The sequence below is a fragment of the Flagellimonas ochracea genome (assembly GCF_009903685.1).
Classification (GTDB): Bacteria; Bacteroidota; Bacteroidia; order Flavobacteriales; family Flavobacteriaceae; genus Flagellimonas; species Flagellimonas ochracea.
The window spans coordinates 114,066-136,974 of record NZ_JAAABI010000001.1 but is presented as its reverse complement, the minus strand read 5'-3'; the positions used below and the strand labels follow the sequence as shown (position 1 = coordinate 136,974).

Below are 22,909 nucleotides of genomic sequence, written 5' to 3'. Positions count from 1 at the left end.
TAACAATGCTACTGCAACCAACCGTTTTTTTGCTCAACATAAAGGATTTTATGCTACCGTGCCTGAACAAGGCCCTTTTTGGATTGGAATGTCCAGGTTGTGGTCTACAACGGTCTGTTGTGCTTCTTTTCGAAGGAAATTTTCTTGCTGCCTTTAAAATGTACCCTGCCATTTTTACATTGATACCCTTTTTCCTACTACTGGCGGGTGGCAAAATTTTTAGCAACAGAGCACTCAACACACTTACCACTGGTTTGGGCGTCACCAGCGTAGTTTTGATTTTAATAAATTTTATAATAAAACTGATACAATAAATATTTAACCATGGAACAAAAAAACCTACCCAACGTTACCATCGCCCTAGTTTTGGCAATTCTTTCTTTTATATGCTGTTGCTTTGGTGGTGTCCCTGGGCTTCTTCTTGCAGGAATCGCGTTCTTTCTGGTAAAGAAAGATGAAAAGACCTATGCCGAAAATCCAGATTTGTATTCCAATTACAAAACATTGAAAACGGTTAAGACCGTAGCGATAATAGGCATGGTCTTGGGAGCGCTCTATTTCCTATATTCTTTGTGGTCCATCAATCAAATGGGTGGCTGGGAAGGCTATATGGAAAAGGTAAATGAAATGATGGAACAATACCAATAAAACATATTTTATGAGTCAACAACCCTTGCCAGGAGCAGGAACTGTATTGACGATGGGCATCTTGTCCATCGTTGGCACTTTGTTTTGCTGTGGGCCTTTCGGAGCTATTTTCAGCATTATAGGATTGACAAAAGCCAAGACAGCCACCAAGCTTTACGAACAAAATCCAGAGGGCTATACGGATTATAGCAATGTGAAAACAGGTAAAATACTATCCTATATTGGATTGGCGTTTGCCATTATTTCACTGGTTTTATTAATCCTGTATTTCGGATTCATCGTGGCGATGATATCAGCTGGGGAATGGGATGGTGGATACTAATTCGCCACCTCGCTTATGAATTTGAGTCGGTATAAGCGTAGTTCTTCATCTTCGTAATCGCCCTCGAACTCTTCCACGGCCTCTGAAATGGAATCGGTTTCGGCCTCCAGAAAGTAGTCGTGGATTTCTTCTTGTTGGTCTTCATCGAGAATTTCGTCAATCCAATAACCGATATTCAATTTCGTGCCGCTGAATACAATCTGCTCCATTTCTTTTATAAGTTCTGAGAGCTCCAGTCCTTTGGCGGATGCGATATCATCTAAAGCTAACTTGCGATCAACACTTTGGATGATGTATAATTTAAGCGCTGAATTGGCTCCAGTGCTTTTCACCACAAGATCGTCAGGTCTTACCACATCATGCTCTTCCACATAAGAAGCAATAAGACTTACAAAAGGCTTGCCATATTTTTTGGCCTTACCCTCTCCCACGCCCTGAATATTAACAAGTTCTTCCATGGAGATAGGGTACTTCAATGCCATATCATCAAGTGAAGGATCTTGAAAGACCACAAAGGGAGGCACTTCTAGCTTTTTTGCTTCTTTTTTTCTTAAATCCCGAAGCAGTTTTAAAAGCATATCATCGGCTGCACCATTTGATTTTGCTGCTGTAATTACGGCTTGATCATTTTCCTCGGAATAAACATGGTCTTTTGTCATTTGAAAAGACCTTGGATTTTTTAAAAATTCTTCTCCCGCTAAGGTCAAATGCAATATCCCATAGCGTTCAATTTCCTTTTTTAGCAACCCCGCTACTAAAACCTGTCGCACCAACGCCATCCAATAAGACTCATCTTTTTCTGAACCAGTACCGAAGAACTCTTTTTCATCGGTTTTGTGGGAGGAAATCATGGCATTGACCTTGCCCACCAGTATTTTTACTACTTCCTTGGTTTTGAATTTTTCATTGGTCTCCTTGACTACCCGTAGGAGTTTCAATACTTCATCCTTAGCCTCTTCCTTAGGTTTGGGGTTACGGGCATTGTCGTCCATATCAGCACCCTCACCATTTACCTCATCAAAGTCCTCTCCAAAATAATGTAGGATAAACTTTCTTCGTGACATGGATGTTTCGGCGTAAGCCACAATTTCTTGTAGAAGGGCATTACCAATTTCCTGTTCGGCCACAGGTTTGCCTGACATGAACTTTTCCAGCTTTTCTACATCTTTATAAGCATAGAAGGCCAAACAATGACCTTCTCCTCCATCCCGACCGGCCCTTCCGGTTTCCTGATAATAACTTTCAATACTCTTGGGAATGTCGTGATGAATCACAAAGCGCACATCGGGCTTGTCTATCCCCATACCAAAAGCAATAGTCGCCACGACCACATCCACTTCTTCCATTAGGAACATATCTTGGTATCTGGCCCTGGTTTTGGCATCAAATCCTGCATGATAGGGAACTGCACTAATGCCATTTACTTGAAGTACTTGTGCCAGCTCTTCCACCCGTTTTCGGCTTAGGCAATAGATAATTCCAGATTTTCCTTGATTCTGCTTTACAAAACGGATAATATCCGCATCCACATTCTGCGTCTTAGGCCTTACCTCGTAAAATAGATTGGGTCTGTTGAAAGATGCCTTGAATACCTTGGCATCTGTCATGGCCAGGTTTTTAATAATATCCTCTTGTACCTTTGGGGTTGCCGTAGCCGTGAGTCCAATTATGGGAATATTATCCCCCAAACGGTCAATAATGCTTCTAAGATTTCGATACTCCGGTCTAAAGTCATGCCCCCATTCGGAAATGCAATGGGCTTCATCCACGGCCACAAAAGAAAGATGGACCTTTTTTAAGAACTCCACATTCTCCTCTTTGGCCAAGGATTCGGGAGCTACGTACAACAACTTGGTCAAACCATTGACCACGTCCTCTTTCACCTGTTTCACTTCGGTTTTGGTCAAGGAAGAATTGAGCACGTGGGCTATTCCTGTTTGCTCAGAAATCCCCCGGATGGCATCTACCTGGTTCTTCATTAAGGCAATCAATGGGGATACCACAATAGCGGTGCCCTCCTTCATAAGGGCAGGTAGCTGATAGCACAGCGATTTCCCACCTCCTGTGGGCATGATCACAAAGGTGTCCCTATCTTCAAGGATGTTCTCTATCACCTTTTCTTGCAGTCCCTTAAACTTTGAAAAACCAAAATATTTCTTCAGTGAGGAGTGTAAATCGGTACTCGTAAGGCTCATTTCCGTATTATCATTTATATCAACCTGATAAGGCTGGAGAAGTTCAAATTTCCAATATCAAACCAATGCAAAAGGTATTCCATTTTTCATCGTGGTTTGTAAAGGATAGTTTGATTAGTTTTGTAATCTTAAATATAACACATTCTTTTAGGAATACAATCTAGCTAATCAGTTAATTACCTTGAGCGATATCCAATCTATTTTATCGATAGCAAAACGGACCCTTGAGACGGAAAGCAAGGCCATTCACAATCTTATCGGGCAACTTGACGAACAGTTTGCCCATGCGGTACAACACATTTTTGAATCTAAAGGAAGAGTGGTGGTTTCCGGTGTGGGAAAAAGCGCCATAATAGCTTCAAAAATTGTTGCCACGCTAAATTCTACAGGAACCCCCGCCATATTTATGCACGCAGCTGATGCTATTCATGGAGATTTGGGAACTATACAGGAAAATGACATTGTAATTTGTCTCTCTAAAAGTGGCAACACCCCAGAGATAAAGGCCCTGCTCCCCCTAATTAAAATAGCAAAGAACAAATTGGTCGGGATAACAGGAAATATGGATTCAATTTTGGCCAAGCAGGCTGATTTTGTGTTGAACACCTTTGTGGAAAAGGAAGCCTGTCCCAACAATCTAGCTCCTACAACAAGTACCTCAGCTCAGATGGCGATGGGCGATGCCTTGGCGATTTGTCTTTTGGAGCTGCGGGGCTTTAGCAGTTCAGATTTTGCCAAATATCATCCTGGAGGGTCTTTGGGTAAGAAACTTTACCTCAGGGTTGCCGACATTGTGGTCAATAATCAAAAACCGGAGGTCGACGTTAATAGTAGTGTTAAGGAGGTGATTGTGGAAATTTCTGAAAAAATGCTGGGCGTCACGGCTGTTATGAAACAAGGAAAGGTCGTGGGTATTGTTACAGATGGTGACATTCGAAGAATGTTGAGCAAACATGATAACATCAGCGACCTTACCGCTAAGGACATCATGACTTCCAACCCGAAATCCATTGAGGTGGACATGCTAGCCATTAAAGCGTTGAACCTGCTTCAGGAAAAAGGCATTTCGCAACTTTTGGCATTTGACAATGGGTCGTATGCCGGTGTGGTCCATATCCATAATCTTATAAACGAGGGAATCCTATAATGGCTGACGAAGCAAAGAAAAAATACGACGAAATGTCCTTTTTGGACCATTTGGAAGAACTGCGTTGGCACTTGATACGATCCACACTGGCAATCGTGATTATTGGCTGCGTTGCTTTTGTAATGAAAGATTTCATTTTTGACACGGTAATCTTTGGTCCCAAAAAAATGGATTTTCCAACCTACAGATTCTTCTGTAGAATAGCCACCTTTTTCGGGATTGACTCTGAGTTTTGTGGTGAATCCTTGCCTTTTACCATTCAAAACCGAACCATGGCAGGGCAATTTTCGGCCCACATCTGGACTTCTATCTGGGCTGGATTCATCATTGCATTTCCTTATGTGCTTTGGGAGTTGTGGCGCTTCATTAGCCCAGGACTTTATGAGAAGGAACGAAAGTACTCAAGGGGGTTTATATTGACCGCTTCTTTACTGTTCTTTATGGGTGTACTATTCGGATATTATGTAGTAGCGCCTTTATCCATCAACTTTTTGGGCACGTATCAGGTGAGTAAGGAGGTGCTCAATGAAATTGATATTGGTTCATTTATTGCTACGGTAAGGGCATCCGTCATTGCCTGTGGGATTATGTTCGAGCTGCCCATCATCATCTTCTTTTTGACAAAAGTCGGACTGGTGACGCCAGAAATTCTTAGGAAGTATCGAAAAATAGCCATGGTGATCGTATTGGTTTTCTCGGCCATTATTACCCCTCCCGATGTGGCCAGCCAAATTGTGGTAGCGGTTCCTGTACTTATTTTATACCAAATAAGTATCCATATTTCTAAAATAGTCCTAAAAAGGGAAGCTAAAAAAGAAAAAGCAAATGCCAAATAAAGTCGAAGAATTCAACGACTATCGTTCTAAGATGAACGACAAGTTGCTCGATGAAAACAACAAGCTCATCAAACGCATCTTTAACTTGGACACCAACGCCTATATGGCTGGTGCCCTGGATGTAAAGACCAAGGAATTGCTTGGATTAGTTGCATCTGCTGTGCTCCGTTGCGATGATTGTGTGAAGTATCATTTGGAGAGTTCCAAAAAAGCAGGTGCCAATAAGGAAGAGATAATGGAAACTTTGGGAATAGCAACGCTGGTGGGCGGTACAATAGTTATTCCGCATTTGAGACGCGCCTATGAATTTTGGGAGGATTTGGAAGAAAACGAGGCTTAAAAAAAACCCAAAGAATCATTCATAGAAATAGAATATGATTAGTTTTGGCAAATTCGTATGAAGCTACGCGCAGAAAATATAATGAAGGCCTATAGAGGGCGAAAAGTGGTCAAAGGCATATCGCTTGAAGTAAACCAAGGTGAAATTGTGGGCCTTTTGGGTCCCAACGGCGCGGGAAAAACCACATCATTTTACATGATTGTAGGGCTCATCAAGCCAAACGGAGGGCAAATTTTTTTGGACGATATGGAAATCACCAATTTTCCCATGTACAAAAGAGCCCAGAACGGCATAGGGTATTTGGCCCAAGAAGCCTCTGTTTTTCGAAAATTGAGCATTGAAGATAACATTTTGAGCGTCTTGCAGTTGACCAAACTGAGCAAGAAGGAACAGCATATGAAAATGGAATCCTTGATTGATGAGTTTGGATTGGGACACATTCGAAAAAATCGTGGTGATTTGCTGTCTGGCGGTGAACGGAGACGTACCGAAATTGCACGTGCGTTGGCGACTGACCCAAAGTTCATTTTGCTGGATGAACCCTTTGCCGGGGTGGACCCAGTGGCTGTAGAGGACATTCAACGAATCGTGGCACAGCTTAAAAACAAAAATATCGGCATCCTTATTACTGACCACAATGTGCAGGAAACCTTGGCCATTACCGAGCGGTCTTATTTAATGTTCGAGGGAGGAATCTTAAAAGCTGGCATTCCTGAAGAGTTGGCTGTGGATGAGATGGTCCGGAAAGTATATCTGGGACAAAATTTTGAACTTAGAAAAAAGAAATTGGATTTTTAATCCACTTCTGTTTTAGGCATCAAAAGGGAAGCCAAAATATAAAACAGGATGATTAGCGGTATCGCCAAAAACCTAAGGGTCAATATGAGGACCAAACTCCCTATCAAAAATAAATAGCGCACTGCATTATCCCTAAAACTCCAATTGGCAAATTTTAAAGCAAAGAGGGTTATGTTGGAATTCAGCAGGTAGGCGCTTACCAATGTCAACCCTATTAAAAACCATTGGTTGAGTATTATTCCACTCAAAATTTCATTATTGTGGTACAATAAAATCAAGGGCAGGGAAAGAATCAACAAGGCATTTGCCGGAGTGGGCAATCCCCTAAAAGAATAAACTTGGTTTTCGTCCACATTGAACTTGGCCAAACGATATGCCGATGCCATGGTGATTACAAATCCCAAAAAAGGAAGTAGGGTCATCTCCGTGTCATGACCAAAAAAACCGAGATTCCAACCACCTCGTTCCGCCATGGCCAACAATTGAAACATGATAACGCCCGGAGTCAAACCACTGGTAATCATATCTGCCAAAGAATCCAATTGCACACCTACTTCGCTTCGCACGTTTAATAACCGTGCGGCCAATCCATCTAAGAAGTCGAACAGAATTCCTATGAAAACAAATAGTGCTGCCAGCTCTAAACGGTTCAACACAGCGAACATAACAGCCACGCAACCACTAAAAACATTGAAAAGTGTTAATAGGTTCGGGATATATTGCTTCATATGGTCAGATTTCCGTAAAAATAAGAGAAAAATCAACGAGATTGATTTTGATGTGCCACAGAGCCATATTTATTTTGATATTTGCCAGACATAATTTGAGATGAGACTTCACATTATTCTTTTTATAGCATGTCTGTGCCTCGGGATAAAGGTATTTTCTCAAGCACCACAACTAACGCATAAGTCACAAGTAAGCTTGCTCACCTGTTCGGCCGGGGATGAGTTGTATTACGCGTTCGGCCATACCGCCATTCGGGTCCAAGATCCTGAATTGGGGATCGATGTGGTCTACAACTATGGCACCTTTGATTTTAACAGACCCAATTTCTATCTCAACTTTGTTAAGGGAAAACTCATTTATTCCCTGTCCAGAAGAAGTTTTGATGCCTTCCTTTTCGAGTATGAACTTGAAAAAAGATGGGTAAAGGAACAAATCTTCGATTTTACGCTCGAAGAAAAAAACCGGATACACGCCTATCTGGAAAACAACTATCTCCCTCAAAATCGTGACTACCTCTATGACCCGCTTTGGTACAATTGCTCCAGTATTACTGGTGATATTTTAAAAAATCTTTATGGCGATGCCATTGTTTTTGAGGGTTCACATCTTGAAAAACGGTACACCTTTAGGCAGTTGGTTCGGCAGCATTTGAACGTTAATTCTTGGGGTGCCTTCGGAATCGATTTGGCCTTTGGGTCGGTGGTGGATCGAAAAGCAACCGTAAAAGAACATATGTTCCTGCCCTACTACACCATGTACCAAATGGACAATACAACAAAAAATGGAGAACCCTTGGTGAAAAGGGAACGCACGGTATTGGACTATAGCGAACATACAAACAATGACTTTTTTCCGCTATCTCCGCTTTTCTGGTTTCTTTTACTTTTGATTTTCACGACGATCATTACCTATTTGGATTATAGGCACAAAACAAAAAGTAAGTGGTTGGATTTTTCATTATTGCTGTTGACAGGGTTAGTCGGAACCGTTCTATTTTTATTATGGGTGGCCACCGACCATACCTCAACCCCCTATAATTTTAACCTGCTATGGGCTTTTCCAGTCAACTTAGTGGCGGGGTTTGTCTTAATTTTTCAGCCTAAACTACCCTCTTGGTGTATCAAGTATTTTTGGTTTCTCCTTTCGCTATTTGCGGTTTTGATGCTGCTTTGGATTTTAAAAATCCAGATTTTCTCACCGGTTGTTATTCCCATAATGTTAACCTTGGGTATCAGGTATGCCTTTAACATTAAAATGGCACACCCTTAACTCCATATATAAATTGTTTGCATGAACCTTTTGACGGCAGAAAACATATCAAAATCTTATGGTGAGTTAGTTCTTTTCTCCAACATTTCTTTTGGTATTAACAAAGACCAAAAAATTGCGCTCATTGCAAAAAATGGGAGTGGCAAAACCTCCATTCTCAATATTTTATCAGGTAAGGATGTTTCCGAAACTGGACAAGTAACTCTGCGAAAAGGCACCAAAATTGCATTTTTGGAACAAGAGCCCCAACTAAACCCTGCGCTCACCATTGAAGAAACCATCCTTGCAACGGACAATGAGGTTTTAAGGATTATTGCGGCCTATGAAAAAGCCGTTGAGAATCCGGATGATGCCGAAAAATATCAAAAGGCCTTCGAAGCCATGGAAAGGAACAATGCCTGGGATTTTGAAACCCAGTACAAGCAAATTCTCTTTAAACTACAATTGACCCAGCTTGATGCCAAAGTGAGCACACTTTCTGGCGGACAAAAAAAACGCTTGGCCCTTGCCAACGCCTTACTCAAAAATCCTGAGTTGCTCATTTTGGATGAACCTACCAACCATTTGGACCTTGAAATGATTGAATGGCTGGAAACTTACTTCACCAAAGAGAACATTACGCTTTTTATGGTTACCCACGATCGATATTTTTTGGATCGTATCTGCAACGAAATCATTGAACTGGACAACAACCAACTTTATACCTACAAAGGAAACTACTCCTATTATCTGAAAGAAAAGGAAGCCCGTTTTGAACGACAAGCGGTAGAGCAACACAAATCCAAACTGCTCTACAAAAAAGAACTGGAATGGATGCGTAGACAGCCCAAGGCACGAACCACCAAATCCAAATCGAGGATAGATGATTTTAAGGAAATTAAGCAACGGGCACACCAAAGAAGGCAGGAGCACCAAGTACAATTGGAGTTGAACATGGAACGCCTTGGAAGTAAGATTTTAGAATTGCACAAGGTTTCCAAATTCTATGGTGATAAATTGATCTTGGACAAGTTCGATTATACCTTCACCAAAGGTGAGCGTGTGGGCATCATTGGAAAAAATGGGAGCGGGAAATCCACTTTCTTGAACATCTTAACCCAAAATGAAACTATTGACGGTGGCAAAGTTGTCGTGGGCGACACACTAAAATTTGGTTACTATACCCAAAAGGGCATTCCGGTTAAAGAAGGACAAAAAGTAATTGATGTCATCAAAGCGTTTGGTGATTATATTCCCCTAAAAAAAGGAAAACAAATTTCGGCACAGCAGCTATTGGAGCGCTTTCTTTTTGATCGTAAAAAACAATACGATTTTGTAGAAAAACTGAGTGGTGGAGAGCGAAAACGCCTTTATTTATGTACAGTGCTCATCCAAAACCCAAACTTTTTGATATTGGATGAGCCCACCAATGATTTGGACATCGTAACATTGAATGTGCTAGAAAGCTTTTTATTGGACTTTCCGGGATGTTTGATCGTAGTGTCCCACGATCGCTATTTTATGGACAAAATTGTGGATCATTTGTTCATTTTCAAAGGCGATGGAATCATAGAAGACTTTCCTGGGAACTACTCCGACTACAGGATTTATGAAAACAGTCAGGTTGCGGTAGAAAGGCAAAACAAGGAGAATGGCACAGCCAAGCCTCAAAAAACACAATGGAAAGAAAAGGATGATTCCAGAAAGCTTTCATATTTGGAACAAAAGGAATACAAGAATTTGGAAAGGGAAATCCAAAAACTGGAGGAAAAGAAAGAAGTACTGCAGCACAAGTTTGGGAACCCAGATTTAACGGGTGATGAAATCGACCAACTCTCCATTCAACTCAAGGAAGTATCAGACAACATTGAAGCTAAAACAGAACGTTGGTTTGAGCTTTCTTCCATTTTAGATGATTAATATGTCCCTTTGAGAGGACCACGGGGGTGTTTATGTTCAAGTTTATAGCATATTTAAAGTTTTTGGTAAAATCCACCAATGCCCACGGTGTGCACTCCCCTTTTGTATTCAACTATGTGACCCAGTGTCTATATTCCAAAAAAAGATTTTCAAGGGATAAGGCCCTTAATGTGCTAATGAATAGCATTCACTATTTTCAAGCAGAAAAAGTGTATCTCGAAAATAACGAAGCGATAAAAAGGAAAATCAGCAACAAATTTCACCAAATCAATTTCGAGGACAGTCCGAGGGACGTTTTGTTTATAAATCAATTGGATAAATTAGGATTCCATGCACTTCTTCATGAAAGAGTGTTTCATAATGACAGCATGATTTTAGTGAATTCCATACATGCAAATCAAAAAAAACAGCAGGATTGGGCAGAACTAACGAAGTTACCGGAGATTTCTGTGAGCATCGATATGTTTTATTGTGGGGCCATTTTCATTCGGAAAGAACAAGTGAAACAACATTTCACCATTCGGATTTAAAAAAGTAATTTTAAGTTATGGAATATGCATCTACAGACAACACAATATGGTACATTCTAGTGGTATTGGGGTTGATATACCTCGTTATTCTATTCCGAAACAAAAGGGCCAACAAGCGAAGAAGGTCGCGCAAGTTCATGGAAGGGAAACGCAGAAATGAAAGAAACAATGAGCAATAGCCATTGAACAATTGGCAATGAGCAATGAGTCGCCAAAAATTTAAAGGGAAAATATGAAAGCATGGAATTTTGAAGTGAAAAATAATCCTAAAGAAATTAGTAAGAAATTAAAATCCGCACTTGGACCTGATAATGGATTTGTTTTTGATATGGAGAATAATGAAAATAATTCATTGACTTTTAAAGTGCGTAAACGGATACTTTTTGTTTGGTATATGGCATTCCAAAACTGGACTATTGTTAATGGAAAATTGTTGAAAGTAAACACTGAAAACAAGACCAATATAGAAATTCACTTTAATCAACACTTTTTAATGTCGTTGGTAATATTTACACATATTGCTTTGGGTTTGGGTTTGCTAATTGCGATAATCTCTGGAATAAGTGGCAGTGGCTCAATCTTTATACTTGGAGGAATGATATTAGCATTGGGAATTATATTGTGGATTGCTATACAAAGGAAATTTGAAAAGGATATTGAAGAATATAAGTCATTAATTTCTGGAATATTGGAGCTTTAGAAAAAGAAGGCTATTTCGCAAATTTAGGAAACGCTAAAGATGACCACTGACCACTATGAAAATTTACACCAAAACAGGAGACAAGGGCACCACGGCATTGTTCACCGGCACTAGGGTTCCCAAGCATCATATCCGAATAGAGAGCTACGGAACCATAGACGAACTTAACGCCTTCCTTGGTCTGCTTCGTGATCAAAAGATTGATTCCCATTCCCAAAAAACGATTGCATTGATCCAGGAAAAGCTGTTTACCGTAGGTTCAATCTTGGCTACCGAGCCTAAAAAGGACAGCCGGCTTAAAATTCCAAGAATAAACAACCAAGACATCGAACTGCTGGAAAAGGAAATGGACCAAATGAATGAAAATCTACCTGAGATGACGCACTTTATCCTCCCTGGCGGGCATACCATCGTGTCATACTGTCATATTGCCAGAACAGTTTGCCGAAGGGCCGAGCGCATGATTTCCTACTTGCACGAGCAAGAGCCCGTTCCTGAAGCATTGCTTTCCTATATAAACAGGTTATCCGATTATCTTTTTGTGTTGGCACGAAAGTTGTCAAGAGATGTAAAAGCAAAGGAGGTTAAGTGGATTCCAGAGAAATTGGACTAATAAAATCGCTTTTTTGGCGTTAGAATTTTGTCAGTTTCAAAATAATCTTTAATTAATTGCGATTTTGCTTGACAAATTGTGTTTAAAAATTATTTTTGCAAAAAATTTAAAATCAAACCGTTACTATGTACTGGACATTAGAATTAGCCTCATATTTAAGTGATGCACCGTGGCCAGCCACCAAAGACGAACTAATAGATTACGCAATCCGAACAGGAGCGCCCTTGGAGGTTGTTGAAAACCTACAGAGCATGGAAGAAGAAGGTGGCGAAATTTATGAGTCCATCGAAGAAATTTGGCCCGATTATCCCACAGAGGAAGATTACCTCTGGAACGAGGATGAATATTAACTTTCAAGAAAACAAACCCCGTAAAAAAGTCTCTTTTGAGGCTTTTTTTTATGTAATTTTGACACCCTAGCAAAAGTTTTCACTTCACTCCGGACTATGGAATAGCTTTTGCACATCAAAAGAAAAATAATTTCATGAGCTTTATTAATTCCGTACTAAAGGTATTTGTAGGAGATAAATCGCAGAAAGACGTAAAGGCACTGGAACCTTTGGTGAAAGAAATAAAATCCTTTGAGCAGCAACTGGAAGGTTTAACACATGACGAACTAAGAGAAAAAACAGTTGTGTTTAAATCACAGATAGCGGCAGATTGCAAAGAAATCAATCAGAAGATTGCAGCCCTGCAGGAAGAAGTACAAAACTCCAACGACATAGACCGGAATGAAGAAATCTACGTCGAAATAGATAGCCTTAACGAGGAAGCATACAAAATCTCTGAAAAAACCCTCAATGACATGCTTCCCGAAGCCTTTGCGGTTATAAAGGAAACCGCAAAACGCTTTGCCAACAACGAAACCTTGACCGTCACAGCCACCGAGTTTGACCGGTTGCTATCTGGCACGAAGGACTATGTATCCTTGAAAGGAGATAATGCCGTTTGGAAAAATTCATGGGATGCGGCGGGTAAAGAGGTTACTTGGGATATGGTCCATTATGATGTACAGCTCATTGGCGGTATCGCCCTGCATCAAGGAAAAATTGCAGAAATGCAGACTGGAGAGGGTAAAACCTTGGTGGCCACACTTCCCCTATATCTGAATGCCTTGGCGGGCAAAGGGGCACATCTGGTCACGGTCAACGATTATTTGGCCAAGCGTGATAGCACATGGATGGCGCCCATTTTTGAATTCCATGGACTTTCTGTGGACTGCATAGACAAGCATCGTCCAAATTCTGATGGAAGAAGGGCCGCGTACAATGCTGATATCACTTATGGAACCAACAACGAATTTGGTTTTGACTATTTGCGTGACAATATGGCCCACACCCCAGGCGATTTGGTACAGCGTCCACACCATTATGCTATTGTGGATGAGGTGGATTCCGTATTGATAGATGACGCACGGACCCCATTGATCATTTCCGGTCCCGTACCTGAAGGAGATCGGCACGAATTCAATGAACTAAAACCAAAGGTTTTTGATATTGTCCAAATGCAACGACAATATCTTACAGGAGTTTTGGCCGAAGCCAAAAAACTTATCAAAGAGGGCGATACCAAGGAAGGAGGCTTATTATTGCTTCGTGTACATAGAGGACTGCCAAAAAATAAGGCCCTCATCAAATTTTTGAGTGAAGAGGGTGTAAAGCAACTTTTGCAAAAGACCGAGAACTTTTACATGCAGGACAACAATCGGGAAATGCCCAAGGTGGATGCCGAGCTGCTCTTTGTAATTGACGAAAAAAACAATCAAATAGAACTCACAGACAAAGGGGTTGATTATATTTCTGGAGATCAGGACAAAGACTTCTTTGTTATGCCCGATATAGGTAGTGAAATAGCCAAAATAGAGGAGCAAGAGCTCGAAATTGAAAAAGAAGCCGAACTCAAGGAAGATCTCTTTAAAGACTTTGCCGTAAAAAGCGAACGCATCCATACCATGACCCAACTGCTAAAGGCCTATACTCTTTTTGAAAAGGATGTGGAATATGTGGTCATGGACAACAAGGTAATGATCGTCGATGAGCAAACCGGTCGTATTATGGACGGTAGAAGATACTCAGATGGTCTGCACCAAGCTATAGAGGCCAAAGAAAATGTGAAGATTGAGGCCATGACCCAAACCTTCGCCACCATTACGCTTCAAAACTATTTCAGGATGTACAACAAGCTGGCTGGGATGACCGGTACAGCGGTGACCGAAGCAGGGGAGTTTTGGGAAATCTACAAGTTGGATGTCATGGAAATTCCAACCAATAGGCCCATTGCGCGTGATGACCGAAATGATTTAATTTATAAGACCAAACGAGAAAAGTACAATGCCATAATTGAGGAAGTCACACAACTTTCCAAGGCAGGAAGGCCGGTTTTGATTGGTACCACCTCCGTGGAAATTTCAGAGCTTCTTTCCAAACTTTTGAGTGTTCGGAAGATTCCGCACAACGTATTGAACGCCAAATTACATAAGAAAGAGGCCGATATTGTGGCCGAAGCTGGAAATGCTGGCGTTGTTACCATAGCGACCAACATGGCAGGTCGTGGAACGGATATTAAGCTCTCCGACGAGGTGAAAAAAGCAGGAGGATTGGCGATTGTTGGAACCGAACGACACGATTCAAGAAGGGTGGACAGACAGTTGAGAGGACGGTCTGGACGTCAAGGAGATCCAGGAAGTTCACAATTCTACGTTTCCTTGGAAGACAATCTCATGCGTTTGTTTGGATCGGACCGTGTGGCCAAAATGATGGACCGCATGGGCTTGGAAGAAGGAGAAGTGATCCAACATTCCATGATGACCAAATCCATAGAGCGTGCCCAGAAAAAAGTGGAGGAGAACAACTTCGGTATCCGTAAGCGACTTTTAGAGTACGATGATGTGATGAACGCGCAACGGGAAGTGGTCTACAAACGGAGAAGACACGCTTTGCAAGGGGAGCGATTAAAAGTGGATATTGCCAACATGATCTACGATACCTGCGAGGTGATTGCCGAGACCAACAAAATGGCCGAAGACTACAAAAACTTTGAGTTCGAGCTCATAAAATATTTCTCCATTACCGCACCAATGGACGAGGAAGAATTTAAAAAACAAAACTTTCAGGAAATTGCCAATACGGTATACAAAGCAGCCTACGATTTTTACCAGCAAAAAATGGAACGTAGTGCAACTGTTGCATTCCAGGTAATCAAAAAGGTATATGAAGATCAAGCCAACAAGTTCGAACGTATTGTTGTGCCGTTCACAGATGGTATAAAAACCTTGAATGTGGTCACCAATCTGGAGAAAGCTTACAACAGCGATGGAAAGCAATTGATCACAGACTTTGAGAAAAATATAACCCTTGCTATTATTGATGACTCTTGGAAGACACATTTGCGCAAGATGGATGAGCTAAAACAGTCGGTGCAGTTGGCGGTTCATGAGCAAAAAGACCCTTTGTTGATTTACAAGTTCGAAGCCTTTGAGCTTTTCAAGGAAATGATAGACAAGGTGAACAAAGAGGTTATTTCTTTCTTGTACAAAGGAGAACTTCCCTCTGAGAACACCAATCAAATTCAAGAGGCCAGAACGGTACGAAGACCCAAGGAGAATCTGAAAACATCCAAGGAAGAAATTCCGAACAGCGATGAATTGGCGGCTCAAAATAGGGCTGCAGGACAAACCCAGGGCAGAAGACCACAGGTGACCGAAACAATTATTCGAGAAAAACCAAAGATTGGAAGAAATGACAGAGTCACCATCAAGAATATCATGTCTGGGGAAAGTAAGACGGTAAAGTACAAGCAAGCCGAACCACTCATCGATAAAGGTGAATGGGTATTGATAGAAGATTAATACAGTACAGAACGTAATATTGTGGCGACAGCTTTTATAGCTGTCGCTTTTGATTATATCAAAAACAAAGTTTAGATTTACAGCAGAATCACCCCATAAATAGCTACTTTACTACGCCTTTTTCAACCTTTTTTGTAGTACAAGAAGAATTCGACGCAGCATATGAGTAATCCTATTAAGGACAGATATCGTTTACAAGACAAAGTCGATTTGATACTAAAGGTCAATTACAATTCTTCTTTATTCGCGATTCTTTTTGGTATCGTATGCTATTCATTTTTAAATATAAAAGGTGTTATTCCCTACACGTTTATTGGTTTTGCGGTGATAAATATTTTGAATACCGTACTTTTTAAATCGCATAAAAAGTTGGTGATCACCTATAACCTTACTTCCATTCTTGCTATGGCAGGTGCAATTATTGTCGTCTTGTTCAGCGGGGGCATACAAAGTCCTTTCATCTTTGTTTTGGCAATTGTTGTATTTGCGGGCTATGTCACCACCCAAGTTTATGGACAATTCTACCTCATAATCAATTTAGCAGTATTGGCCATTTTGTTTTTGTATGAATTGGGAGATTTTAGAATCGGAACGAATACCATTCCAGAGGAATCGAAAAACTGGTTTGCCTTTTTAAGCGCAGTTTTTGCCATCTATCTATTGGGCGGGGTTTTCGGAAGAAATTTATTGCGTGCGCATCATAAATTGTATAAATCCAGAAACGAAATACAAGAGCGAATTCAAGAAAAGGAAACTCTCTTGAAAGAAGTCCACCATCGGGTAAAGAATAACCTACAGACCGTATCCAGTCTTTTGAGCATGCAATCCAGGACCATTGATGATGAAAAAATAAGCAACCTCATCAAGAGTAGTCAAAACAGGGTGGTATCCATGGCCATGGTACATGAAATGCTTTACAAACGAGATGATTACTTGTCCAAAATTGAGTTAAGACCCTATGTTAAGGAACTTTGTGAGTACTTGGTACGTTCTGTCAAGGGCAATTCCGACCAGGTGAAAGTAAAATTGGATATTCCGGACAACAAACTTAGTATTGACACCGTGATTCCCTTAGGGCTCATCATCAACGAAACCATAACCAATGCCCTTAAATATGGTATTAGGGATGATGGCGAGGGTGAAATTGAGATTTCTTTACGCAAGCTTTTGGATAATAGGTACGAAATGTATTTAGGAGATAATGGGGTGGGCTATCCCGAGGACGTTAACTCCAAAAACACAAAATCGCTGGGCTTAAAACTGATCTACAATCTCGCCCGACAACTTCGAGGTTCCATCACACGGGACTATAAACGAAAAGGCACCTATTATAGAATGGTGTTCGAGGAAGTTGTTGAAGAATTCAATTCGGTTGATTAAATCGTTTTCCTATCTTTAGAAGATTAACAGAAATCTTCGTCCGAATGTTGAAAAAATTACTGCTCGGAGTGCTTTTTCTAAGTACTTCACTATCTGCCCAAGACTACTTCTTCAAAAAATTTCATCCGTTCGATTCCCAAATACCGTCACCAGAAACATATTTGGGCTATGGGATAGGTGAACACCACACAAGACACGATCTCATCGTTGCGTATTTGACCAAGCTGGCCGAAGTATCGGAAAGAGCTACCATTCATGAATACGGAAAAACCCATGAAGGGCGAAAATTGGTCATGCTCACTGTGACATCACCAAAAAACCATACAGATTTGGATGCGTTGAAACAACAGCATCTACGCTTCGTAGACCCTTCACAGAACCCATCCAATTACGACGATGTTCCCATTTTCATCAATTTGGCCTATAACGTGCATGGTAATGAACCCTCCAGCTCAGAAGCAGCACTATTGACTGCGTATACTTTGGTGGCATCCAACAATCCAGAAATCTTGAACTATCTGGACAATGCGGTTATTTTTATCGACCCCACCATAAATCCAGATGGTCGGGATAGGCATACGCAATGGGCCAACACGTATCAAGGAAATCCTTTGGTGGGCGATCCACAAGATGCCGAACATAACGAATACTGGCCAAGGGGAAGAACCAATCACTATTGGTTCGACCTTAATCGCGACTGGCTCTTGGGCATAAATCCTGAAAGCCGTGGCAAACTAACTTGGTACCACCAGTGGTATCCCAATGTCGTAACCGATTTTCATGAAATGGGAAGCCAGAGCTCGTACTTTTTTGAACCCATGAAGGACAATGGTTCCTTAAATCCCATCATGCCCAAAGAAAACTATATAGACCTCAATAATCTTTTCGGGGATTATTTTTCAAAGGCGTTGGATAGTATAGGTTCCTTTTACTTCACCAAAGAGGTCTTTGACGGCACATATCCTGGCTATGGCTCCTCCTACCCTGACTTGCAGGGTGGTCTGGGGCTACTTTTTGAGCAGGCCAGCTCCAGAGGTCACAAACAGGAAACCGCTTTTGGGGAAATTACTTTTCCGTTTACCATAAGAAATCAGTATACCTCCAGTATAACCACCGTAAAGGCTGCCGTGGAAAACAAGGCCATGATGCGGAAATATCAACAAAATTTCTTTAAAAGCGCATTGTCAAATGCCTCAAAAAGTAGGGTTAAAGGGTATTCTTTCGGTGATGCGCATGATCCCAACCGGGTGAAAGCTTTTGTCGACAAGTTGCTCCTTCATGAAATTGATGTATATAAACCTGGTGACAAGTTTGTCGTTCCTACCCAACAACCCCAATATCGCATGGTACAGACCATGTTTGAAACATACGATAAGTACAGGGACAGTGTCTACTACGATGCTTCAGCTTGGTCTGTGGCCAACTTTTATAATATGAAATATGAGCCTGTCACTGGTTTAAATCTTGGTGAAAAAGTTACATCTCTTGATGATTTGGTCAAACCAAGTGCGGTTCAAAAATCAAGGTATGCCTACATTATCGATTATGATGACTACAATGCGGTAGCGGTGTTGAACTTCCTTCAAACTGAAGGCTTGGTTGTCTCTTCCTCATTTAAACCTTTCACGGTGAAAACGACCTCTGGTGACAAAAGTTTCAATTATGGAGCTTTGGTGGTTCCTGTGAGTTTGCAGAAAAAGGAAGCGGATATGGTTTACCAATTGGTGAGAGAAGCCCAAGAGAAATATCAGGTGCCGATGTTCGCGGTCAATTCGGGATACAGTTTAAAGGGCATTGATCTAGGAAGCCGATATGTGGAACCCATCACAAAACCCAAAGCGGCCATGCTAATTGGACACGGCGTTCGGTCCTATGAAGCAGGAGAGGTTTGGCACTTGCTCGATACCCGGGTCCATATGCCCATTACCAAAATTCCTTTGCGAAATTTTGGTCAGACCAACTTGGACAAATATAATACACTGGTAATTGTATCTGGAAGCTATGACTTCTCAGAAAAACAGTTTGATAAAATCAAAGATTGGGTAAGCAAGGGGAATACATTGGTTACCATCGGAACAGCTACCAAATGGGCCGTGGACAAAAAACTGGTCAAGGAAAAGCTCACAGAAGAAGAAAAGGATTCCACCGCAACTGTAGAACGCAAGCCCTATGTGGATGCCCCAGAAAACCTTGGAAAGGAAAGAGTGGGTGGCATTATTTTAAAAGTTGATTTGGATATGACCCATCCTTTGGCCTTTGGTTATAGAGATGCCTCTATCCCTATATATAAGAACAATACGGTTTGGCTGGCACCCAGCAAAAATGAGTACGCTACGGTAGCCAAATATTCTAAAAGTCCACATATAGATGGTTTCATCTCGAAGAAAAACCTAGAAGAAAACCTAAAACCTTCAGCCTCTCTTATAGTGAGCAAGGTAGGTTCCGGCCGCGTTGTGCTTTTTGCGGACAGTCCCAATTTTAGGGGTTCTTGGTACGGCACCAACCGATTATTTTTAAACGCACTTTTTTTAGGCAATAAAATTGAAATTCCAGAATAACCTTAACTATGAAAAAAATAGCTTTCTTACTACTGTTTCTGCTGTTTTCCACAATTCAAGGGCAGGAAGAACTAAGTGAAGGTCCTTTTCCACAACTTATTATTCGAGGAGTGATGCTCATCAATGGAAACGGAGCACCTCCAAGGGGCCCCATTGACATTGTCGTAGAAAACAATAAAATCGTTGATATAAAAGTGGTGGGGTATCCAGGCGTAAAAATCGACGACTCCAAGAGGCCAAAGCTAAAACCCGGAGGCAAGGAGCTCGATTGCTCGGGCATGTACCTGCTTCCAGGATTTGTGGACATGCACACCCATATTGGAGGACAAGCGCAGGGAGCACCGCCAGATTATGTGTTTAAATTATGGATGGGCCACGGTGTTACAACGGTTAGGGAAGTTGGAGGAAGAGGTGTTGATTGGTCCATGGACCTAAAAAAGAAGAGTCAGAAAAACGAAATTATTGCCCCCAGAATAATTACCCATACCATCTTTGGGCAAAAAACCAATGATTTCAACCCGTTGAATGATGCCCCCATAAGCACCCCTGAACAAGCTAGAAAATGGGTCCGTGCCAATGCGGAGCGTGGCGCGGATGGCATCAAATTCTTTGGAGCCCCTCCAGAAATAATGGCAGCAGCCCTAGATGAGAACAAAAAATTGGGCCTGCGTTCCGCTTGTCATCATGCGCAACTAGATGTGGCCCGTTGGAACGTATTGAATTCCGCAAGGGCCGGGCTGACCAGTATGGAACATTGGTACGGACTTCCAGAGGCACTCTTTGAGGACCGAACCGTTCAGGATTATCCCTTGGACTACAACTATCAAAATGAGCAACATAGGTTTGAAGAAGCTGGTAAACTATGGAAACAGGCCGCCAAACCTTATTCCGAGCATTGGAACAACGTCATGAACGAACTCATTAGCTTGGATTTTACTTTGGACCCAACGTTAAATATTTATGAAGCCAGCCGTGACTTACATAGGGCAAGAAGAGCCGAATGGCATGAGGACTACACGCTGCCATCCCTTTGGGATTTTTACCAACCCAGTAAAATTTCACATGGCTCCTATTGGCACGATTGGGGTACCGAACAAGAAGTGGCCTGGCGTGAGAATTACAAACTTTGGATGACTTTTGTCAACGAGTACAAGAATCGAGGTGGTAGAGTGACAACGGGTTCCGACTCCGGATTTATTTTTCAACTTTATGGTTTCGCCTATATCCGTGAAATGGAACTGCTACGAGAAGCCGGTTTCCATCCCTTGGAGGTAATTCGTTCTGCCACGTTGAATGGTGCAGAAGCTTTGGGCATGGCAGATAAAATTGGTACTGTTTCCGTAGGTAAATTGGCCGATTTCGTTATTGTTTCCGAAAACCCATTAAAAAATCTTAAGGTACTATACGGCACAGGAGCTATTAAATTGACCGAAGATAACGAAGTGGTTCGAGTAGGTGGTGTTTCTTACACCATAAAGGACGGTGTTATCTATGACGCAAAAGCACTTTTAGAGGATGTAAAGAAGACTGTGCAACAAGAAAAACAAAAATTAAACTACAAGATAAAACAACCAGGGTTAGAATAGCTTCTGTAATGTATACCGTTCTTAAGGGTTTTTAGGATTGACCTCTTCGTTTTCGAAGCGAGAAGGCTATCGCGGATATTACGAAGGCCAAACTGAAAAAAAGTGTCAGTGGAATTAAAATTCCCAATATCATGATTATACCAATTTAGATCGGTTGTTTTTAGTTCTAAAAGCAAGTTCTTTTTTAATTCTGGAATTTTTGAACTTGTACAATCTAGCAACTTCGGTTTCGCTCTTGTCAGCTTTCGTAATATCAATATTCAATTCAACACCAGCGGCAGTAGTAGCCACTTTAACTTCTTTACTATCATTCTGAGCCATAGCTGCTGTTCCGAAGAAGATGATCGCGATGAAGGTGAATATTGTTTTCATGATTTGGGTTTTTATTACATGGTAAATGTACCATCACCTGCTTCCTAGTTCTGATTTATGTCGCTTAACGTCACTTTTTTTTCGGTGTAAAAACTTTTTTCAGGCAAAGTGCATTTTATCATCGATGAACGTTTTCAAGTCCAAAAACAGTAGACCGATTCGATTTGTATTTCATCGAGGTTTTTAAAAACTGAGGCTGCTAACTTTCTGGAAACTAACCATATATTTGTAGGAATTGTATTACTTATTTCTTTATTTCAACCCACTTCCTTTCCAGAAAACAAGTTGTTGATCATGCAGGTAACAATTCACACGAGAAGATCAAAAATCAAGACTTAACACTTTTTAACCATTTGTTCCGTAATAGTTTTTATATTAAACCTACTTAGTTAAAAAACAGAAAATGAAAATCACGCACACAGCTTTGTTAACTCTTCTTCTTGTTTCCTCCAGTTGCTTGTCAAAAAACAATCAATCACAAACTGAATTGGTCCAGAAAGAACAAGAAACCACATTAGAAACAGCTCCTCTTACCGCCGTGGAATTACAGCAATTCGAAACAGCTTATTTCGCCAGTGGTTGTTTTTGGTGTGTAGAAGCCGTTTTTGAAAGTGTAAAAGGTGTAAAAGAAGTCTATTCCGGGTATTCGGGTGGAACAAAAAAAAATCCTACTTACAAAGAAGTGGCTTACGGTTTAACCCGCCATGCCGAAGCAGTTGAGGTCTATTATGATCCTAAAATGATTTCCTTCACCCAATTGGTTCAAGTTTTCTTCGGCTCGCATGACCCAACCACACTAAACCGACAAGGACCGGACAGAGGAGCCCAATATCGTTCCATTGCATTTTACAAGAACGAAGAAGAAAAGAAAATTATAGAAAACTACATTGCCGCGCTGCAGTCAGAAAACATTTATCAGGGACGTCCAATAGTCACAGAGGTCACAAAGTTTGACACTTTCTACAAGGCTGAGGAATACCATCAAGATTATGAGCGCAAGAATCCAAATAATTCCTACATACGGAATGTTTCCGTGCCAAGATTAAATCGATTTAAGAAAAACTTTAAATCCCTTTTGAAAGAAGAATCTCATTGAACTGCAAAGGTTTCAAAATGGAATTAAGGAAAAGAATTTTAAAA

21 protein-coding genes are annotated in these 22,909 nt (G+C 41.1%); 18 read left to right on the top strand and 3 right to left on the bottom strand.

The genetic code is table 11. From position 1 onward, the window contains the following. The first annotated feature begins 5 nt into the window (after positions 1-5). From GTQ34_RS00685 to GTQ34_RS00675, 3 genes are read left to right on the top strand one after another with little or no spacing between them, the layout of a single operon-like run. Positions 6-314, top strand: a complete 309-nt coding sequence (locus GTQ34_RS00685) for a DUF2752 domain-containing protein (protein ID WP_166521840.1) — start codon at positions 6-8, stop codon at positions 312-314. Positions 315-324: 10 nt separating this feature from the next. Continuing rightward, on the top strand, positions 325-648 hold the full coding sequence (locus GTQ34_RS00680; RefSeq protein ID WP_166521839.1) for a CCC motif membrane protein: 324 nt from the start codon (positions 325-327) through the stop codon (positions 646-648). Between the two features lie 10 nt (positions 649-658). Next, a complete protein-coding gene (locus GTQ34_RS00675; RefSeq protein ID WP_166521838.1) occupies positions 659-970 on the top strand; it encodes a CCC motif membrane protein in 312 nt (103 codons plus the stop codon). Here the strand turns inward: GTQ34_RS00675 and recQ are convergent. Further along, positions 967-3,165 carry a DNA helicase RecQ gene (recQ, locus tag GTQ34_RS00670; protein ID WP_166521837.1) on the bottom strand — a complete coding sequence of 733 codons (2,199 nt, stop codon included), beginning with the start codon at positions 3,163-3,165 and terminating at the stop codon, positions 967-969. The two genes, GTQ34_RS00675 and recQ, sit on opposite strands and share 4 nt — an antisense overlap. A gap of 181 nt (positions 3,166-3,346) precedes the next feature. On the opposite strand from recQ, the gene GTQ34_RS00665 reads away from it, so the two are divergent. Genes GTQ34_RS00665 through lptB form a run of 4 tightly spaced genes read left to right on the top strand, consistent with a single transcriptional unit; the run spans position 3,347 to position 6,286 of the window. After that, the gene (locus GTQ34_RS00665; RefSeq protein WP_166521836.1) at positions 3,347-4,312 is read left to right on the top strand and encodes a KpsF/GutQ family sugar-phosphate isomerase; all 966 of its coding nucleotides are present in this window, start codon (positions 3,347-3,349) and stop codon (positions 4,310-4,312) included. Then, positions 4,312-5,148 carry a twin-arginine translocase subunit TatC gene (gene tatC / locus GTQ34_RS00660; RefSeq protein WP_166521835.1) on the top strand — a complete coding sequence of 279 codons (837 nt, stop codon included), beginning with the start codon at positions 4,312-4,314 and terminating at the stop codon, positions 5,146-5,148. Before GTQ34_RS00665 ends, tatC begins: the two co-directional genes overlap by 1 nt. Next, the gene (locus tag GTQ34_RS00655; RefSeq protein ID WP_166521834.1) at positions 5,138-5,488 is read left to right on the top strand and encodes a carboxymuconolactone decarboxylase family protein; all 351 of its coding nucleotides are present in this window, start codon (positions 5,138-5,140) and stop codon (positions 5,486-5,488) included. Before tatC ends, GTQ34_RS00655 begins: the two co-directional genes overlap by 11 nt. Before the next feature lie 57 nt (positions 5,489-5,545). Then, positions 5,546-6,286 (top strand): LPS export ABC transporter ATP-binding protein, encoded by a 741-nt coding sequence (gene lptB, locus GTQ34_RS00650; protein ID WP_166521833.1) that lies wholly within the window; start codon positions 5,546-5,548, stop codon positions 6,284-6,286. Here lptB and GTQ34_RS00645 read toward each other — a convergent pair. Beyond that, positions 6,283-7,014: a CDP-alcohol phosphatidyltransferase family protein gene (locus tag GTQ34_RS00645; protein ID WP_166521832.1), complete on the bottom strand. Its 732-nt coding sequence runs from the start codon at positions 7,012-7,014 to the stop codon at positions 6,283-6,285. The two genes, lptB and GTQ34_RS00645, sit on opposite strands and share 4 nt — an antisense overlap. A gap of 100 nt (positions 7,015-7,114) precedes the next feature. On the opposite strand from GTQ34_RS00645, the gene GTQ34_RS00640 reads away from it, so the two are divergent. From GTQ34_RS00640 to GTQ34_RS00595, 10 genes are all read left to right on the top strand, one after another. Continuing rightward, positions 7,115-8,284 (top strand): lipoprotein N-acyltransferase Lnb domain-containing protein, encoded by a 1,170-nt coding sequence (locus GTQ34_RS00640; RefSeq protein ID WP_166521831.1) that lies wholly within the window; start codon positions 7,115-7,117, stop codon positions 8,282-8,284. 21 nt (positions 8,285-8,305) lie between these two features. Continuing rightward, on the top strand, positions 8,306-10,183 hold the full coding sequence (locus GTQ34_RS00635) for an ABC-F family ATP-binding cassette domain-containing protein (RefSeq protein WP_166521830.1): 1,878 nt from the start codon (positions 8,306-8,308) through the stop codon (positions 10,181-10,183). Between the two features lie 32 nt (positions 10,184-10,215). Continuing rightward, entirely contained in the window at positions 10,216-10,713 is a 498-nt protein-coding gene (locus GTQ34_RS00630; RefSeq protein ID WP_166521829.1) for a hypothetical protein, read from the top strand. Positions 10,714-10,945: 232 nt separating this feature from the next. Beyond that, positions 10,946-11,413: a DUF423 domain-containing protein gene (locus tag GTQ34_RS00625; protein WP_166521828.1), complete on the top strand. Its 468-nt coding sequence runs from the start codon at positions 10,946-10,948 to the stop codon at positions 11,411-11,413. Between the two features lie 55 nt (positions 11,414-11,468). Further along, complete coding sequence (locus GTQ34_RS00620; protein ID WP_166521827.1) at positions 11,469-12,026, top strand: cob(I)yrinic acid a,c-diamide adenosyltransferase; 558 nt, start codon at positions 11,469-11,471, stop codon at positions 12,024-12,026. A 125-nt stretch (positions 12,027-12,151) separates the two neighbouring features. After that, positions 12,152-12,376 (top strand): DUF2795 domain-containing protein, encoded by a 225-nt coding sequence (locus tag GTQ34_RS00615; protein ID WP_013551418.1) that lies wholly within the window; start codon positions 12,152-12,154, stop codon positions 12,374-12,376. 134 nt (positions 12,377-12,510) lie between these two features. After that, the gene (gene secA / locus GTQ34_RS00610; protein WP_166521826.1) at positions 12,511-15,873 is read left to right on the top strand and encodes a preprotein translocase subunit SecA; all 3,363 of its coding nucleotides are present in this window, start codon (positions 12,511-12,513) and stop codon (positions 15,871-15,873) included. 162 nt (positions 15,874-16,035) lie between these two features. Continuing rightward, the gene (locus tag GTQ34_RS00605; RefSeq protein WP_166521825.1) at positions 16,036-17,253 is read left to right on the top strand and encodes a sensor histidine kinase; all 1,218 of its coding nucleotides are present in this window, start codon (positions 16,036-16,038) and stop codon (positions 17,251-17,253) included. 44 nt (positions 17,254-17,297) lie between these two features. Further along, complete coding sequence (locus GTQ34_RS00600; protein ID WP_166521824.1) at positions 17,298-19,811, top strand: M14 family zinc carboxypeptidase; 2,514 nt, start codon at positions 17,298-17,300, stop codon at positions 19,809-19,811. A gap of 8 nt (positions 19,812-19,819) precedes the next feature. Next, positions 19,820-21,397: an amidohydrolase family protein gene (locus GTQ34_RS00595; RefSeq protein WP_166521823.1), complete on the top strand. Its 1,578-nt coding sequence runs from the start codon at positions 19,820-19,822 to the stop codon at positions 21,395-21,397. A 135-nt stretch (positions 21,398-21,532) separates the two neighbouring features. Here GTQ34_RS00595 and GTQ34_RS00590 read toward each other — a convergent pair whose 3' ends face one another. Next, positions 21,533-21,769 (bottom strand): hypothetical protein, encoded by a 237-nt coding sequence (locus GTQ34_RS00590; protein WP_166521822.1) that lies wholly within the window; start codon positions 21,767-21,769, stop codon positions 21,533-21,535. 403 nt (positions 21,770-22,172) lie between these two features. Here GTQ34_RS00590 and msrA point away from each other — a divergent pair, with 403 nt between their 5' ends. Beyond that, a complete protein-coding gene (gene msrA / locus GTQ34_RS00585; protein WP_166521821.1) occupies positions 22,173-22,865 on the top strand; it encodes a peptide-methionine (S)-S-oxide reductase MsrA in 693 nt (230 codons plus the stop codon). Positions 22,866-22,909 lie beyond the last annotated feature (44 nt).

Excerpts from the sequence above, each read along its gene's own strand:
- GTQ34_RS00655 (WP_166521834.1), top strand. The coding sequence starts at position 5,138 with ATGCCAAATAAAGTCGAAGAATTCAACGACTATCGTTCTAAGATGAAC.
- GTQ34_RS00600 (WP_166521824.1), top strand. The coding sequence starts at position 17,298 with ATGTTGAAAAAATTACTGCTCGGAGTGCTTTTTCTAAGTACTTCACTA.
- GTQ34_RS00615 (WP_013551418.1), top strand. The coding sequence starts at position 12,152 with ATGTACTGGACATTAGAATTAGCCTCATATTTAAGTGATGCACCGTGG.
- tatC (WP_166521835.1), top strand. The coding sequence starts at position 4,312 with ATGGCTGACGAAGCAAAGAAAAAATACGACGAAATGTCCTTTTTGGAC.
- GTQ34_RS00640 (WP_166521831.1), top strand. The coding sequence starts at position 7,115 with ATGAGACTTCACATTATTCTTTTTATAGCATGTCTGTGCCTCGGGATA.
- GTQ34_RS00630 (WP_166521829.1), top strand. The coding sequence starts at position 10,216 with ATGTTCAAGTTTATAGCATATTTAAAGTTTTTGGTAAAATCCACCAAT.
- lptB (WP_166521833.1), top strand. The coding sequence starts at position 5,546 with ATGAAGCTACGCGCAGAAAATATAATGAAGGCCTATAGAGGGCGAAAA.
- GTQ34_RS00605 (WP_166521825.1), top strand. The coding sequence starts at position 16,036 with ATGAGTAATCCTATTAAGGACAGATATCGTTTACAAGACAAAGTCGAT.
- msrA (WP_166521821.1), top strand. The coding sequence starts at position 22,173 with ATGAAAATCACGCACACAGCTTTGTTAACTCTTCTTCTTGTTTCCTCC.
- GTQ34_RS00675 (WP_166521838.1), top strand. The coding sequence starts at position 659 with ATGAGTCAACAACCCTTGCCAGGAGCAGGAACTGTATTGACGATGGGC.
- GTQ34_RS00620 (WP_166521827.1), top strand. The coding sequence starts at position 11,469 with ATGAAAATTTACACCAAAACAGGAGACAAGGGCACCACGGCATTGTTC.
- GTQ34_RS00595 (WP_166521823.1), top strand. The coding sequence starts at position 19,820 with ATGAAAAAAATAGCTTTCTTACTACTGTTTCTGCTGTTTTCCACAATT.
- GTQ34_RS00685 (WP_166521840.1), top strand. The coding sequence starts at position 6 with ATGCTACTGCAACCAACCGTTTTTTTGCTCAACATAAAGGATTTTATG.
- GTQ34_RS00590 (WP_166521822.1), bottom strand. The coding sequence starts at position 21,769 with ATGAAAACAATATTCACCTTCATCGCGATCATCTTCTTCGGAACAGCA.
- GTQ34_RS00625 (WP_166521828.1), top strand. The coding sequence starts at position 10,946 with ATGAAAGCATGGAATTTTGAAGTGAAAAATAATCCTAAAGAAATTAGT.
- secA (WP_166521826.1), top strand. The coding sequence starts at position 12,511 with ATGAGCTTTATTAATTCCGTACTAAAGGTATTTGTAGGAGATAAATCG.
- GTQ34_RS00645 (WP_166521832.1), bottom strand. The coding sequence starts at position 7,014 with ATGAAGCAATATATCCCGAACCTATTAACACTTTTCAATGTTTTTAGT.
- GTQ34_RS00680 (WP_166521839.1), top strand. The coding sequence starts at position 325 with ATGGAACAAAAAAACCTACCCAACGTTACCATCGCCCTAGTTTTGGCA.
- recQ (WP_166521837.1), bottom strand. The coding sequence starts at position 3,165 with ATGAGCCTTACGAGTACCGATTTACACTCCTCACTGAAGAAATATTTT.
- GTQ34_RS00635 (WP_166521830.1), top strand. The coding sequence starts at position 8,306 with ATGAACCTTTTGACGGCAGAAAACATATCAAAATCTTATGGTGAGTTA.